Origin of the sequence: Gloeocapsopsis sp. IPPAS B-1203, assembly GCF_002749975.1 — a bacterium.
GTDB lineage: Bacteria > Cyanobacteriota > Cyanobacteriia > Cyanobacteriales > Chroococcidiopsidaceae > Gloeocapsopsis.
The window spans coordinates 60,589-76,323 of record NZ_PEIG01000010.1 but is presented as its reverse complement, the minus strand read 5'-3'; the positions used below and the strand labels follow the sequence as shown (position 1 = coordinate 76,323).

Here is a 15,735-nt window from a genome sequence, read left to right as displayed (position 1 = left end):
AACACCTTCGTACTTAACTTAAGTTTATGAAATAATAGCCCCTGAAACGCTAAAGATAGATTTTTTCTTGCAATAGCTCACATTAAAAGAGAAAATCACACCAAAAAATATAGTGATTTCCTGACGCTGAGATTGCTCAGAAATCCAGAAAACTCCGAATATCTTTACTGATTCCTAAAATAAATCACTCAAATAAGTATATGTTCCCCTAAAATAGGGAGCGAGTAAGCGTAAAGAATTATTATTTATGCGAGTAGTAGCCCTAGTCCCTGGCGGCATCGGCGATCAAATCCTATTTTTTCCCACCCTTGATGACTTAAAGCAGAATTATCCTAATGCTCAGATTGATGTCGTAGTAGAACCACGCGCCAAAGAAGCATATCGCATCTGTAAGGCTGTAACCAACGTTCTGCTATTCGATTATCAAGACCGGAACAGCGCAGCAGATTGGGTCAATTTAGTCGGTATTCTGCGCGATCGCGAGTATGATGTAGCGATTTCCTTAGGGCAACGTTGGTTTGTTGGTTTATTGCTGTGGTTAACCGGAATTCCTACCCGTATTGGCTACAAAGGCGCAAGTAATATGTTTTTGACTAACTCTGTGCCCATCAAGTCACAGCAATATGCTGCAGCAATGTACCATGACTTATTACAAGGGCTAGGAATTCGTTCTTCCTGCCCAGAATTAAATGTTAATTTACCATCCTCGGATCTTCACTGGGCAGAAGAGGAAAAGAAACGATTGGGGATTCAAAGCAGTGGCTATGTTTTGCTGTGTGATGGTTATGAGCAATTAATGCCAGATCAAAGCTACCCAGTTGATAGTTGGCAAAAGATTATCCAGGACTTTCAACAAAAACAGCCAGAACTTCCTTTAGTGGCACTTCAAAATCCAGATAGCGGACAGTTAGCACAACTACAATCTAATGCTGATGCTGATGTTAAACTCACATCGCCACCCGATGTTGGTAAGTTAGCTGCTATGATTGCGGGAGCCGATTTGTTGCTATCTACTGGAGGTGTATCGCTACAGTTAGCAGTTGCCGTGCAAACGTATACTATTGCCCTGTTTGGACTCACAGAACCAGCAAAAGTATTGCCAAAAAGCGATCGCTACATTGCGATTAAATCTCCTAGTGGACGAATTGCGGATATTCCTCCGCAGACTGTTTTGGAACGAATTTGGCGTGGCTAAAAGAGTTTTGAATTTTGAGTTATATAGAATTTTCTTAAACTCCCTCGCCCCTCGCTCCGGACTTCGTCCCGCTGCGCTAACACTCCTCACCCCTTAAAACATTTCAAAGAATGTATCCTCTAAGTCATAGCCGAACATTTGTCCCATAGACTTCAGGCGTGATTGACTGGGGATACCTTGTTGTTGCATCCAATCGTGCAAGATAAAAATTTTGTGCATCAAGAAAATTTCCAAAGCTTCAGGGTTAAATTGGATGCCTTCTTTTGAGCTAAATTGATGCGGCACTAGCATAGCAGTATAGCGGGCAAGTTCCCCTGCTTTCCAATCGAGTAAAAATGGCAACCAAGGATACTGAGCATCTAAACGAATAAACCATAGCCGAATCTCTGGGATTTCTGATAATTCCCGAGGGTCGTCAGGTTCACGAGGATAGTGTATGTCAAAGCATAACTGTTGCTCATGGGCAGTGATTGTTCCTGCTTGTAGTAGGTTTTCAATCGCCGTTTGCACCGAAGACAAGTCTAAGGTATTGAGTTGATTGAAATTAAGTGCGATCGCCAACGTCATGGAATCATCAAATCAAGGTACATTTATTGTTGCACTAAGGCGATGAGGTTGTAGGTTGCTCATGAACTGACTTTTTGCTCACCTTGATTCTGTTAAGAAAGATGTATATTTTTCTGAAATTAGCATAAATCTACTGAGTGTGATCTTGAACACAATTTCAAGGTGCATAGCAGTGATGAAAACACCAAAATTGGCAAGACTAATTAGTATATCTCATTCCCCAGCAAAATCTGAAGCAGCACTACAGTTCGACAATTTGATTAATCAAGTTGACAGTACTGAGCTTCACTTGGTTATGCACAGGCATCATCCAATTAACCATGAGATCATTTTAAAATCAAATGTTGAGCAGGTATACTATGTGGACTACCATAAAACCAAGTCGAACAACAACATTCATCTTAGTCCACGAGAACAAGCGATCGCTCAACTAGTAGCCGAAGGTTTGCCTAATAAAGTTATTGCCCGCCAACTGCAAATTAGTCAGTGGACAGTTGCTACTCACCTACGTCGGTTGTTTATTAAAATAGGTGTCTCTTCAAGAACTGCGATGATTGCTAAGCTTTTGTCCCAAGATTTGTTATAACGTCCTCACCATATTAACTATTGCCATATGTTTAATGTGACGAATTAGGCAATTAGGTACATAGAATTCACTATTACGCACACGCACACAAAGTTTAGACGACGTGTAGAATTAATAGAATAACCCGCCGGCGCGAGTTTATTGTGTACTACAAGTTTAATTCTTAAGGTTAAACAATTCCTATTAATTATGCTCAACTTCCTACATTTCTATAAGCATTCATCGGCTTTAATTTAGGTGTCCATTCTTTATCTACCAACTTATTGTATAGAGCTGTACGCGGCAAGACTCGTAGAACTTCTTCCACAGTCGTTAAGCCATTTGTTACTTTCTCAACAGCAGCAGTACGGAACGAAGCGAAATGAATTTCTCTAAGATGACGATGTAGTTGTGTCAGTGTACCTTCATAAATAATTTCCCGCACAGTATCATCAACATCTAATAACTCAACAATTGCTTCACGTCCTAAGAAACCAGAATTGAAACAAATACCACAACCTTTACCTTTGCGCCATTTTTCAGAATGAACATGTTGCGAGTCAATTCCAAGTACTCGTAAATCTGCTTCAGCAGGGGTGTAAGGCTCACTACAGTGGGGACACACTCGGCGGACGAGTCGCTGTGCCACAATTCCTAATAACGCATCGCTAAGTAATCCAGGATCGGGACCAATATCTCGCAATCGAGGAATCGCACCTACTGCGTCATTGGTGTGCAGTGTTGTAAATACCAAGTGTCCTGTTAGTGCAGCACGTACTGCTGTTTCTGCGGTTTCGTGGTCGCGGATTTCTCCTACCATGATAATGTCAGGGTCTTGACGTAGAATGGCGCGTAAGCCTGCAGCAAAGGTCATTCCCGCTGCTTCATTAACCTGTGTTTGTGTAATCCGTGGCAAAATGTACTCTACAGGATCTTCGACGGTAACAACGTTGACATTTTCAGTCGCTACAGCTTGCAAACTTGTATAAAGAGTACTTGTCTTACCTGAACCTGTGGGACCTGTCAAGATAATCATCCCCTGCGGTTGTTGCAGCCAAGATCTATACACTTGAAGTGTTTGTTGCGTAAAGCCCAAATTTTCAAGTTGTGAGAATGGATTTTCACGTGGTAGTAAGCGGATAACTGCCTTCTCTCCGTTAACGCAAGGAAGGGTACTCACACGCATATCCATTCCCATTTCCGCATGTTCACCAGTTGTGTATTTCTCTTCGATCCTTCCATCTTGGGGGCGGCGGCTTTCAGAGATGTCCATTTTAGACATAACTTTGATTGCCACAATCACGCGACGGCTTAACTCTTGGGGTAGCATTGTGATATCACGCAGCACTCCATCAATGCGATAGCGCACGCGCAAACCTTCAGTCGTAGGTTCGAGGTGAATGTCACTCGCCCGATTTCGCAACGCTCCAGAAAGCAGGGTTTTAATGCGTTCAATTTGGTCAGCAGAGCGTGATAAATAAATTTGGGTTGTTTCTGTAATGTTTTCGGCTTCTTGCTCACCAGTGATAGGATTGACGAATGGTGTAGCAGTGATCCGATTTGTGTTGAGATTTTGTGTATGAAACCAGGTACGGTAACTGTTGTCGGATATGGGAATTATCTTGATGCTGCTACCAGTGCGTTCAGTTAAAAAAGCGATCGCTTCAGAATCAACATTGACTGGACTTCCTAAATAGTAACAACCACGCCACAATAATAACGGAATCACAGGAGGAACACTGCTCTTATCAGGAAAGTGACGTAAAAATCTGGAGTTCACATCGCGATCGAGTAGTTCAGTATTAACTCTTCCTTGCTCGTCTACAAGCAGCTTCAGGGCTTGGGTACAGCTGATTTCTTGATTTTTGAGTCTTTGCCAAGCAGAGGAGGGTACAGATTGCATAATTAATCAGAATTAATAAGTTTGAACCAGCCTTATATAATTAACTTCTTATTGAAGTTACCAGATTACGTAATAGTGCTTCTTCTTTACTTATACCTTACTTAAGCTTTTGGGGAAAATATAGCCATTTTTTTTGAGTAACTTCATTTTTCAAAAAATGGTTGTTACTAAGTTTAATAAAAAACCGAATTGCCATTTATAGTGACAACTCAGCTTTCAATTAGGTAATTTTTTTAATGTGTTAGCAAACACAAATAATTAACCCAAAGTCAACCTAATTTTAAAGATGCTATCTACTGTTAGGACCTTCTCTCGGTGGTGTTCCGATCGATTCAGTACTAGGCTTGATGATTGATTGTTGGCTAAATGCCGTCAAAGGTGTCGTAGGTGCGGAGCAGTTGACATTACCGGAAGGATAACGTCCATAATTCAACGTAAAATCGGCATTAGCAGCAGTGCCATTATAACGAGCAATTTGAAGCGTGTACCAACCACGCACATCTGTATTAGCCTTGATCAAAGGACGCAAACTACCACCACCATCATCATCTTTCCAAACCGCACCGCTGGGTGACACTAAAACTGCTTCTAGGTCGGTTCCTTGGGAAGTTACAGCTAAACGCACGCATTCACTACCAGTACTAAAAACTTGTAAGATAAAAGGATCTACATTATTGTTTGAACTTGTTACGTAAGTCCCATTGATAATAGAAGCAGAACAATTGAGAGTTGTACAAGTGTTACTACTATCAAAAACTGCTGGTCCTGCCCAGGCTGGGTTTAATGAGGCTAATCCTAAAATAGGAGTTGACCACAACAAAATCTTTGTAGTTCTCACAATCTTTTTCATACTATCTCCCTAAAAAAATTAGTTTTTTTATGTTTTAAGCTACTTAAGCTATCACAAAAGCTTTATATTTATATCTAATTGTTTCTTTAACTATGTGTCAATTCGCATAATCATGTTAACTAAAATGTGTTAACTCAAATGTGCTAATAACTAATAGATAAAAGAATGATTTTTGGGAAAATAGATCGATTGAAAGTCCATCTAAGATGAACGAGTATGTTAGAGAAATGTTGTGCATACAACGCGATCGCTACAAGCAAAAATCAACTAGAAGCTTGCGCAGTATAGTCTTGTAGACATTCTGTACAGTTTTAAGCTAAAGTGGTAATGAGTTTATCTACCAAAGAATCTGGTGTGCCCATTAAATTGCTTGAACTAGCAAAAAAGCACCAGGAGGTTTGCAAGCATCACTGAATGTGCTAGCTATAGTGCAACTCTCATTAACTCAAATGTCATAGTTAGTTCGGTAAAATAATAAACAAGAGGTAGATTGACTACCTAATCACAAAAGAAGTTTCAGCCATGCAAAAAGAAGCGGCAGCTACAAAACCAATTCGCTCACTTGAAGATGCTGTTGCTCAGTGTCAAGCACTGGGTATGCGCTTGAGTCGCCAGCGTCGCTTCATCTTAGAGCTACTTTGGCAAGCTCAAGAACACCTATCAGCCAGAGAAATTTACGATCGCCTTAATCAACAAGGAAAAGAGATCGGACATACATCGGTGTATCAAAACTTAGAAGCACTTTCTACTCAAGGTATCATTGAGTGCGTTGAACGCTCGGATGGACGCCTCTACGGAAATATCAGCGATTCACACAGTCATGTGAATTGCTTAGATACAAACCAAATTTTGGATGTCGAGGTAGAACTCCCCAAAGATTTATTGGAGGAAGTAGAAAGAAGAACCGGAGTCAAAATTACTGACTATAGTATTAACTTTTACGGATATCGACGGGCAGAAGTGTAAGATGTGCGCGTACGCTGAATGTGAAGGCACGATCAAGCATAATGAGCGATCGCACAACCAAGCTATTGTTAATTGAGCCTGACCCGATTTTTCGGATAGGATTTTCACGGCTCATCAATGAATCGTATCCCGACATCCAAATTGTTGCAGAAGCTGAATCTGGTGCATCTGCAAGGAAGATCTTGGCAGACTTCGCTAGAGAAAATGCGACAGCGTTTTCAAGTGGTTTACCATCAGATACAGTCAATTTAGTTGTTTTAGAGCTACAGCTAGGGCTAGAGCTTTGCCAGCAGCTTAAATCTCATTATCCTGACCTACCGATACTCATTCTCAGTTCATTGCAGGAACCAGCCCTACTAGCCTCAGCAAAAGTGGTAGGAATCGAAGGCTACTGTCCCAAAGGGACTTCTATTTTGAATGTCGTAGCAGCAATCCGCCAAGTAGCTTTAGGAAGAAATTACTGGATTGAAGCAGAATCACTACAAAATCCATTGGCTGCACCTAGTATTCTTGCCTTAGTCCGAAATCACCTGCGATGGACAGGATTACAGCAAATTGATACAACTTTAGCCGCAGTAAATGCTCGATTACAAGTTCCTGGCTTACCGTTACTAGATCGGGCATTTTTAGCCGGACAGCGTAGAGAACTTCTCGCATCACGTTGGCTCGTGACTCACTTGTTACCGCTACCAAAAGGCAAAAGCCCTACAGGTAAAGAGGATACATCAAGGCTTAGAAATGGTGTTGAGAATGTCATTCAATTGTCCGAGACGCAACCTAGAGAAGAGGCTGAGTTGTCATCTCAAACCAATGTCTCTTCTGGAGCGCTTGTGCGATTAGATGCTAGCTTGAGTCGCCAAGTAGAAGTGTACGAAATCTTAGAGATCGTTGCAGCAAAACTTGAGTCGAGCTTGCAAAACCTAACAACTTTAACTTTAGAAACTGATATTTTGCGGGAAGGTAAAAAGCGAGAACTATTTAAGATTATTCTCCAAAAAGTAGTAGAAGTTTTAGAAGATTTACGTTTTGCTCAAATACAACCGCATCAATTAGGAGAAATGCAGTATTTAATTCTCCGAGACTTGTGGCAAGGAACAACTGTCGATTTTTTTGGTAGATACGCTGTCTTACAAGTAGAAAATCGTAACTTAGAGATTGTTAATCTTTTGCTACAAGATGTAGAAACTGTTCAAATTGAGATTTTGAATAAAATTCCTCTAGTCAGTGAGCTATTTTCTTATTTATTATTTCAAACACCTTTAGTCATTGATAATTTTCCCTATAAAGCCGATACACCAGAAGCTAAAGCAAGAGCAGAAATTATCTTACATAACCTTTTAATTCATGTCGCCAATGCCGTAGCACAACCTCTATTAAATAGACTTGCTGATGTAGAAATCATTAAACAAAATTTTTATGATAGTCGATTAATTTCTACACGAGAAATCGAACGTTTCAGAAATAATCTTTCGTGGAAATATCGCTGGCAAAAATATTATGTAGAACCTAAAGCAATCTTTGAAAGTCGTTACGAATTATTTCTTTTCATTGATAGAGGAATTGTCAAAACTTCAGTTTATGCACCACGAGGTCAAGAATTGCAGCAACTTTCTGGTATTCCTCAATTAGTAACATTAGCCTTAGAACTACGCGATGCGATCGCACCACGATTCCGCGCAGTCATTGCGTTTTTAGGAAGTGGTGTTGTTTATGTACTCACACAAGTTATTGGTCGTGCAATAGGTTTAGTTGGTCGTGGTATTCTGCAAGGAATTGGGAGTTCAGCTTCAGTAGGCAGAAAAAAGAAATTTTAACGACGCCACAAAGATAAAAACCGATCCAAAATCGAAGGACGAATTAGGTGTGATTGATACGCCAAAATAGCGACTTGCTCAAAAATTTCCGCAAAACTCGGATAAACCGGAGCAAGCTGAGCAATTTTATCAATTTTCATTCGTTGGGCGATCGCCAAGCCAAAAACGTGAATCAATTCTGCGGCATAGGAACCTACAATAGTAGCACCGACGATTTCTCCAGTTGGTAAAAGTACGACTTGACAGACTCCAGTTGTTACCATTTCCAATTGAGCCGCCGTTACGCTTTTGAAATACTGTCGCAACACCACTACATCACCATAACCACGTCGGGCTTGTCTTTCTGTCAATCCTACTCTTGCTAACTGAGGATCGCAAAAAACTGCCCAAGGAATGCTGCTATAGTCTACTCGATGTCTTGGGAAAAACAAACTATTTTTGAGGGCGATGGCCGCTTCATAATTAGCAATGTTCGGAAACGAATAACCGCCAATTGCATCACCACAAGCATAGATTCGAGGGTGTGTTGTTTGCAGTTTCGCGTTTAACACCAGACGATTACGGTGCGAGCGCACGCCCACTGCTTCCAAGTTAAGATGCACTAGATCTGGCTGTTGTCCAGCACACAATAAAATCTCATCAGTTTCAATTGCTTGATTTCCGGCTTGCACCCATTTTTTACCTTGAATCTGCTTGATTTGACTCACAGGTGTTGCTGTCAGGATGCGGACACCTTCAGCTTCCAATGCAGCTTGAATTAATTGCGTAATTTCTGGATCTTCTTGAGGAAGAATGCGCGAATGTCTGACGATTAAAGTCACATCTAAACCAAAGCGCGTGAAGATTTGCGCCATTTGAATTCCAGATGGATCGCCGCCCATAATCACCCATCGAGTCGGCAGGTTAGCAGAATTTAGAACAGGTAAAATATCTGAAGTTGTATAGTAACCTGTTGCTTCTAATCCTTCAATATGGGGAATGACAGGACGAGAATTAGTTGCAAGTAAAAAATTACGCGATCGCAATTGACGCCGATTTACATTAAAAGTCAGTGTAGAAGTGTGTTCAAACTGCCCAATACCAGAAATCAAATCAACTCCCAATGCGGCTAAAACAGCAGGGGAATATTGTTCTTCGGTATTAGCGACAACGCCCTTAACTCCTTGCATTATTTCTGCCCACTGTACAGTACTTGTGTTAACTGCACCCAATGCTATATCACTACACTGCTGCCGCAATTTTCCTAAACAGGTTAAAGCATACGGTGTCAAAAGATGAGCAAAAATCTCTTGCTGCGGAGATTCTACTAGCGCCACTTTAGCTTCAAATTGAGTTGCGAGAATCGCTGCGTAGCGTCCTGCAAGGCTACCGCCAATAATTACGACATCGTAGTCAATTGTCATTGGAAAAGAGGTCGGGTGTCGGGGGTCAAAGGTCAGGGTTAATGCTGAAATGTATGGTATAATATATAACAATAAAAATGAATATTCTTATTTTATGGGTAGTTTTAGTTATAAAGATTTGAAGGTTTGGCAGAACAGTATGGATATTGCTGAACAAGTTTATCTTTTGACACAAAGTTTTCCTAAGCAAGAAACTTACGGTTTAACAAATCAATTACAAAAAGCTGCTGTTTCAATTCCTTCCAACATAGCAGAAGGGCATACAAGAGATTCTACAAAGGAATTTTTACACTTTATTATCTATAGCGTTAGGTTCACTAGCAGAATTGGAAACACAATTACTCCTAGCACAAAAATTTAAATATATAAGTAGTCATGACTCGCAACTGCTTCTACTCAAAATGGAGGAAGCAGGTAGAATGCTTCGCGGTTTGCAAAGAACACTCAAAGCAAAGCTAAACTCCCCCTGACCTCTGACCTCTGAACCGAAGGTCTGCGCCAGCGTCCTCTGACCTCTCCTTCAATGCCTGTAATAAACGTTTATTCTCTACCTCTGAACGTACTGCTACGCGGAAAAAGCGATCGCCTAATGTGGGAAAACTCAGACAATCGCGAATTAAAATTTGGTCATGCTGTAGTAACTTTTCTTGCAAGGTAGAACTTAAGTGTTCAGTCTGCACGAGTAAGAAATTAGCACTACTTTGATATGGTCGCAAACCTGATATTTGAGATAAACCCTCAAACAGTTCTATTCTTGCAGATGGCAGCCATTTCCAGGTTCGCTGTTGAAACTCGCGGTCTTGAATTACCGCAACAGCCGCCGCCGCAGCAAGCGTATTAATCGACCACGGATCGCGCCGTTGTTGCCAGCTTTGTAAGCGATCTGGGTGAGCGATCGCATATCCTAGCCGCAGCCCAGGTAAACTATAAAATTTAGTCAGCGATCGCAAAATTACCAAATTTGGATATTCTTGTACCACACAAATCAAGCTTTGTTCTTGTTCTGGTGGCAGAAAATCCATAAATGCTTCATCCACGACAACTAAAGCAAATTGCTCAAGATAAGGCAGAATTTTTTCTCGTAAAAACATCTGCCCCGTAGGATTGTGAGGATTATTCAAAAGTAAACCGCACTCTAAAGAATTAGAAAAAGTGGGGCAGGCATCTTGCCTGTCCTCTAGTTTCTCCAACTCCAAAGGACATTCCTGTACTTTCGCACCAAAAGCCTTCAAAGCGCGGTAGTAATCAGCAAAGGCTGGGGTAGATAAGAAAGTTTTGGTAAGTTGTGCCAAATCCCAGCCCGCCCAGGTAAGCAATTCTGCCGAGCCATTCCCCGGCAGAATCCATTCGGGTGGTAATTGATGCCATTGACCTAACGCAGTGCGGAGTTCCCAATAATTGGGGTCTGGATAAGCGCCTAGTTCGCCTAGATGCGCTTGAATAGCAGCGATCGCACTCTTTGGTGGTCCCAAAGGGTTAATACTTGCAGAAAAATCCAGAATCTCGCTAGGGGAACAGCCAGCAACGGCTGCTGCCCAGACTAAATTTCCCCCGTGAGTAGGTCGCATCAAATATGTGTGTTGTAGCCTTACTAGTCTTTGTCCGGTGAAACTTTTTCTCTGAAAAGCTTCCCAGCCGAAAATGCAGGCACTTTTGTTGCTGGGATATCCATTTTATCACCCGTTTTTGGGTTACGACCTTCACGGGCTTTACGCTCGCGTGGCTCAAATGAACCGAAACCTACCAGAGTCACTTTATCGCCAGAAGAAACAGCTTCGATGATTGTTTCTAAAGCTGCGGTTAAGACTGCATCGGCTTGCTTTTTGGTGACACTCGCCTTGTCTGCGATCGCATCTACTAATTCACCTTTGTTCATGTGGATCTCCTTAGAGTACATATGAGATTTAACGAAACTGCCAAGTATCAGGTTTTGGGATACTCAGCTCGTAGCCTAGGAGGTTTCATTTAAAGACAATCGCTGAAACCTCCTAGGCTCGATATTTCAATGCCCTATTCTAAGGCGTGCTAGCTCAATCTGGATCGGTGAAACCTTTAAGTTATATAGATTTCAACATTTTTTAGGTATTTTTCCCCATAAAAAGTGGAAAAATTAACCAGTAATCACAAAAATGCGATCGCATTTTTGTGATTTTTACGTTCTTAAAATCTCCAGTTGACTAGACTCATCAAGCAGAAATTTCTGCATTTTTTTCTGGGTGTATAGCAGTTGAAGCATAAGTTTGCGAAGCGTCCTCTGACCTCTGCTTGAAATCCCATTTCATCGAGACTGAAACCCTTGACGTTCTAGCATCTGTCGTACCTCTGGGCTTGGAGTATAGTTGTAACCTGCCGTGGCATTCTGTGAGTCATCCAAAACTTGAGGCGTGAGTAATACAATCACCTCTTGACGTTGATTCACCTTATTGGTTCTTCTAAAGAGTGCCCCTAGCAGCGGAATATCACCCAAAATAGGAACTTTGCGAACTTCGGCTCGATCAGATTCCTGAATGATGCCGGAAATAACGAGAGTTTGGCGATCGCGTAGCCGAATTTGACCTGAAGAAAAGCTTCTTGTACTCAAGAAAGTAACAAGTCCACCATCTCCGGTGTCTAATGTCTGAGTAGGTGCAGATACACTAGGTGCTACAGACAAGTTCACAAAACCATTGTCATCAATCCGAGTAATTTGAATTGCAAGAGATAAACCAGCCTCTCGGATATCTACTGTTCGTACAGGAATGGCATTAGCGCCTTCAGAAGGAGAAATAAACTGTACTTGGATACCTCCAGGTACTTCTGTTGTCAAGTTTACTTGTGCTGTTTGTCCTTCCTGTACAGTAAGAGTTGGATCGGTCAAGATTTTGGCGTAACCATTTTCGATAGAGGTTTCCAGCTGAGCTAGAAATCTGCTAGTGAAATTTCGTAGCTGGTTGCCACTAAAGCCTGCTGGCGAAGTATTTCTGCCAAAATTAATAATGGCGTTTCCTGCATTATTGAATTGAAAGAAGTTGTCACCAAGCCCAAAAGAAAAACTAGTATTGAACTGATTAGTGTCTAACAGGTTGACATCAACAATCTTGACGTTGACAGCCACTTGACGGCGACGCGAATCAACTTGAACTAACTGTTCAGTAGCAATTTCAACTTGGCGAGGAGTACCGATTAAGCTCACAGAGTTTGTGCGTTCATCTCCTACTACCTGTAAACCGCGTAAAAGTGGTATCGAATCTTGAAAGTCAATCCGCTGAGTTTCGACTCTGGTTTCTGTACTCGTTTGTGTCTGGGTGACAGGTGTTGCCGAACCACCTACAGGAACAGCATTCACGCTAGTGACAACTCTTTCGCGGCTGACAGCACTTTCTGCGCCCATTGCAACTAAAAAGTTTAAAGCACTGCTCACATTGATTTGATTGAGGCGCAAGCTGCGAACAATGACGTTACGGGCTTCATTTGTCAGTCTGGGAGCAACAAAAATTGTCCTTCCAGTGCGGTTAGCTTGTAGTCCACTGATGCGCAGGACGTAATTAAAAACGTCTTGTACTGACTCGTTTTCAATATCCAAAGAAATTCTTGGTCCATCTTCACCACCAGGGGTAGGCTCAGCTTGTGCTTGTTGTGTTCCAGGTGCGGGGGCTGCACTAAACGCGAGGTTAAGCCCAGCGGCACGAGCAAGAAGGGCTAAGACTTCTCTGACAGGGGCTTCGCGCAGTACTAGGCGCGGTACGCGTTCGGTAGTTTCTAAATCAATTGTTGATGCAGAAGAATCTACATTAGAAACAGCAATATCGCCTACAGGTGGAGCAACGGCTCGTGGTAAGAAAGGCGGTGGCGTTTGTGTTCCTGGCTGTGGTGTAGGTGCGCCTTGAATTTGGACATCAGGATTAGGAACAAGAACTCCAGGAGTTTGATTTGCAGGTGTTTGTTGTGGTTGCTGTGGTGCGGGAGTTTGATTTGTAGGAGGTTGCTGGGCGACAGGTGCACCTGATACAGGACTGATGTTGAAGGTAATTCCTTGAGCAGTTTTAGCCGCAGGCTGGCTACTAGGAGCGTTAGTAGTTCCTGTAACAACTAGCCGGACGCTATTTTGATCAAGCTGAGTGACGCTGACTGAGCTAATTCCTGGTGCTGGGTTATCTTGCCGAAAATTGTTACCTTGTGGCGTGCGTAACTGCGTATTGATGATATCCGCAACCAAGGCGTTACCTCGGCTACTGGTGAATATTTGCGGGCGATCGCCTGCAGCAGTTTCTAAAATGACATTCAACCCCTGATTTGTCGGATTCAGGCGTACTGCTGTGACTTGTGTTGCTGCTGCCCACACTGGTTGCGCTGCTAGCAACGTGATGGTTGCTCCAGCTAATATCATTCCACTACCTGGAAGCTGTTTCACTGTTCTCTCCTCAGCCTTTGAAACTGTAGCATTTGCGGCTCAACTATTTGCACTTCAATTTTGTGTAGAAAATGTAATGTATTCTTTCTTGGAAAAAACAGAAATCATATTAAACTGATTAATCATTGTGATAGATAGATTACTTTGAAAGTTCTCTCACGCAGCTTTCAATAGCTAAACTAGTATCAATAATTGCCAATGTATTAATCATTTTCAGCTAATTTTATATCACAAAATATAAAAAAATTAACGCTACTTGTACTTTAGCTCCAAGAGCAATTTTACCGACAGTAAATAACAATTTTATGCATTCAAATTTCGGATTTCCGTAAAAATACGGTAGATAATTTTATAACAAACAGTTGTGCAAAAATTACGCAACAACGTAAATAAAAATAAGTGTTGTTTCTGTCTTCGAGTTACTGTTTACTGTTGCTCTGGATTACTTGCTGCTGATGCTGCTTCAGCAGGGCTAGCTGGCATTAATGCCTCTAACTGAAAAGATGTTGTAATGACTGGTCCTCCTGGCTGGATAACACCAGCTTGCTGGTCGCCACTTTGTGCCAAGGATGATTGATAATCTTTAACAATTAATAAAGGCTGTAACCGCTCAATGTTGCGGATGATTGCTTGAGTTTGCTCAAAAGTTCCTTCTAGCTCAATATTGACAGCTTGACGTTTCAGTTTACCATTGACGGCAGACCCTAAACTGCCATCAGAGACAATTTCGGGTGACTGATTGATAGGGACAAAACGCTTGAGTCTAGCTCTAGGTGCATTCTGTGGTAGTTGGGCATTACCCGATTCAACAACACGATTAAGATCTAACAACAAAGTATCTAGTGTTCGCTCGTCAGCAAATAAAGTGAGAACTTGAGCATTTTGCTGTCTTACTTGAGCTAACTCGGCTCGTACTTGTTCAGCTTGCTGGATTGTGAGTTGTTTTTGTGCTACGAGGGCATTTTTCTCATCTCGACTGGCTTGCAATTCTTGGTGTCTTTGCCAAGTTGGCATCAACAAATTAACAACCAAGTAAACACCACCTGCTAGCCCCAACAGCGCAATCAGCACGCCACTTACGCCAGGAGTGAGAGTGACACCAAATGCCTTAGGATAACTTGGTGCGACAGGTTGAAACTCGATAGTTTCTTCGGGAATAAAGTCTTCAGTGATCGTCATTGTTGAATCACACCTTTTTGTTGCAGTGTGCGAATGCGAGTTACCAATCCTAATGTACCCTTGCGCTCTAGTTCTCTTAACAACTCAGAGGCAGGAACATCGCTCAATGTTGATTGAATTGTGTACCTGACCGCTTGAGGAGTCGCAACGGCAGAAGCATTCGCTTGCGGTACAGCCACGGTACCAGGTTCACCAATATTTACTAACTCAGCAGTAACAATTCTAGTATCTGTAGACTTGAGAAAGGCAGATTGTTGCAGTGTTAGCAAGAAATCGTTGACATCATTAAAAGAGCGAGCAACTCCAGTAATTTCGATACTACCTACGGGAATTTGAGTAGGTTGCTGGTTTTGTTGTTCAGCATTTTGTTGATCTTGTTCAGTATTTTGTTGACCTTGCTGTTGATTGTTAGTATTATTTGCAGCCTGCGGATCTTGTTGGGGAGTTGCAGCGGCAGTTTGCCGGAGGGTTTCAATTTGTACGGCACGAGGAATGCGATCGCGCATATCCTGTAACATCGCTGACCAAGGACGAATTTGATTAAATACTGTCGCTAAAGCTTGAGTTTCAGTACGGACTTGATTGATTTGCGCTTGTGTTGTTTGAATTTCTTGTTCTTGAAGTCCCAAGCGGCTTAATTCAGCATCAAGTTGAGCATTTTCGTTCTCTAGTTGTCCATTACGAGTTTGCAGAACTAACCATGCGCCGCCGATCATCGCTGGTAAAATCACTCCAATCGCGATTCCTAAATAAAGTGGTGCAGTCTCACCGCCCAGCATTTTTAGTTTTCTAGCACTTGTTCCTGTCTTTAGTAGATAATCTGGGCATCCTGAATAAAGTTAATGTCTAAGCTGTACATAAAATTTAAGGACTCATCATGATTGAAAGTAATGTGTGGGCAAG

14 protein-coding genes and 1 pseudogene are annotated in these 15,735 nt (G+C 41.9%); 6 read left to right on the top strand and 9 right to left on the bottom strand.

Annotation, left to right across the window (positions count from 1 at the left end; translation table 11 throughout):
- Window positions 1-247: 247 nt before the first annotated feature.
- A complete protein-coding gene (locus CSQ79_RS17800) occupies window positions 248-1,195 on the top strand; it encodes a glycosyltransferase family 9 protein (protein ID WP_099702501.1) in 948 nt (315 codons plus the stop codon).
- Window positions 1,196-1,288: 93 nt separating this feature from the next.
- Here CSQ79_RS17800 and CSQ79_RS17795 read toward each other — a convergent pair whose 3' ends face one another.
- The gene (locus CSQ79_RS17795) at window positions 1,289-1,762 is read right to left on the bottom strand and encodes a CRR6 family NdhI maturation factor (RefSeq protein ID WP_099702500.1); all 474 of its coding nucleotides are present in this window, start codon (window positions 1,760-1,762) and stop codon (window positions 1,289-1,291) included.
- Between the two features lie 175 nt (window positions 1,763-1,937).
- Here CSQ79_RS17795 and CSQ79_RS17790 point away from each other — a divergent pair, with 175 nt between their 5' ends.
- Complete coding sequence (locus CSQ79_RS17790; RefSeq protein ID WP_289501271.1) at window positions 1,938-2,348, top strand: response regulator transcription factor; 411 nt, start codon at window positions 1,938-1,940, stop codon at window positions 2,346-2,348.
- A 193-nt stretch (window positions 2,349-2,541) separates the two neighbouring features.
- On the opposite strand, the gene CSQ79_RS17785 is transcribed toward CSQ79_RS17790, so the two are convergent.
- Entirely contained in the window at window positions 2,542-4,230 is a 1,689-nt protein-coding gene (locus tag CSQ79_RS17785) for a GspE/PulE family protein (protein ID WP_099702499.1), read from the bottom strand.
- A 289-nt stretch (window positions 4,231-4,519) separates the two neighbouring features.
- Window positions 4,520-5,080, bottom strand: coding sequence for a hypothetical protein (locus CSQ79_RS17780; protein WP_099702498.1), 561 nt, complete (start codon window positions 5,078-5,080; stop codon window positions 4,520-4,522).
- A 522-nt stretch (window positions 5,081-5,602) separates the two neighbouring features.
- Between CSQ79_RS17780 and CSQ79_RS17775 the strand changes: the two genes are divergently transcribed.
- Window positions 5,603-6,046, top strand: coding sequence for a Fur family transcriptional regulator (locus tag CSQ79_RS17775; protein ID WP_099702497.1), 444 nt, complete (start codon window positions 5,603-5,605; stop codon window positions 6,044-6,046).
- Between the two features lie 41 nt (window positions 6,047-6,087).
- Window positions 6,088-7,860 carry a DUF3685 domain-containing protein gene (locus tag CSQ79_RS17770; RefSeq protein ID WP_099702496.1) on the top strand — a complete coding sequence of 591 codons (1,773 nt, stop codon included), beginning with the start codon at window positions 6,088-6,090 and terminating at the stop codon, window positions 7,858-7,860.
- On the opposite strand, the gene CSQ79_RS17765 is transcribed toward CSQ79_RS17770, so the two are convergent.
- Window positions 7,857-9,263, bottom strand: a complete 1,407-nt coding sequence (locus CSQ79_RS17765) for a dihydrolipoyl dehydrogenase family protein (RefSeq protein WP_099702495.1) — start codon at window positions 9,261-9,263, stop codon at window positions 7,857-7,859. The genes CSQ79_RS17770 and CSQ79_RS17765 overlap by 4 nt on opposite strands.
- Before the next feature lie 139 nt (window positions 9,264-9,402).
- On the opposite strand from CSQ79_RS17765, the gene CSQ79_RS28020 reads away from it, so the two are divergent.
- Both CSQ79_RS28020 and CSQ79_RS28015 read left to right on the top strand, forming a co-directional pair.
- Window positions 9,403-9,624, top strand: coding sequence for a four helix bundle protein (locus tag CSQ79_RS28020; protein WP_289501270.1), 222 nt, complete (start codon window positions 9,403-9,405; stop codon window positions 9,622-9,624).
- Window positions 9,590-9,733 carry a four helix bundle protein gene (locus CSQ79_RS28015; protein ID WP_354000917.1) on the top strand — a complete coding sequence of 48 codons (144 nt, stop codon included), beginning with the start codon at window positions 9,590-9,592 and terminating at the stop codon, window positions 9,731-9,733. The genes CSQ79_RS28020 and CSQ79_RS28015 overlap by 35 nt, the downstream gene beginning before the upstream one ends.
- Here the strand turns inward: CSQ79_RS28015 and cobD are convergent.
- From cobD to CSQ79_RS17735, 5 genes and pseudogenes are all read right to left on the bottom strand, one after another.
- Window positions 9,719-10,831: a threonine-phosphate decarboxylase CobD gene (cobD, locus tag CSQ79_RS17755; RefSeq protein ID WP_099702494.1), complete on the bottom strand. Its 1,113-nt coding sequence runs from the start codon at window positions 10,829-10,831 to the stop codon at window positions 9,719-9,721. The genes CSQ79_RS28015 and cobD overlap by 15 nt on opposite strands.
- A gap of 23 nt (window positions 10,832-10,854) precedes the next feature.
- Complete coding sequence (hbs, locus tag CSQ79_RS17750; RefSeq protein WP_099702493.1) at window positions 10,855-11,139, bottom strand: non-specific DNA-binding protein Hbs; 285 nt, start codon at window positions 11,137-11,139, stop codon at window positions 10,855-10,857.
- A 402-nt stretch (window positions 11,140-11,541) separates the two neighbouring features.
- Entirely contained in the window at window positions 11,542-13,653 is a 2,112-nt protein-coding gene (locus CSQ79_RS17745; RefSeq protein ID WP_099702492.1) for a type IV pilus secretin family protein, read from the bottom strand.
- Between the two features lie 426 nt (window positions 13,654-14,079).
- Window positions 14,080-14,832 (bottom strand): pilus assembly protein PilO, encoded by a 753-nt coding sequence (locus tag CSQ79_RS17740; protein WP_099702491.1) that lies wholly within the window; start codon window positions 14,830-14,832, stop codon window positions 14,080-14,082.
- Window positions 14,829-15,691 (bottom strand): annotated as a pseudogene (locus tag CSQ79_RS17735) (PilN domain-containing protein). Before CSQ79_RS17735 ends, CSQ79_RS17740 begins: the two are co-directional and overlap by 4 nt.
- Window positions 15,692-15,735: the final 44 nt, after the last annotated feature.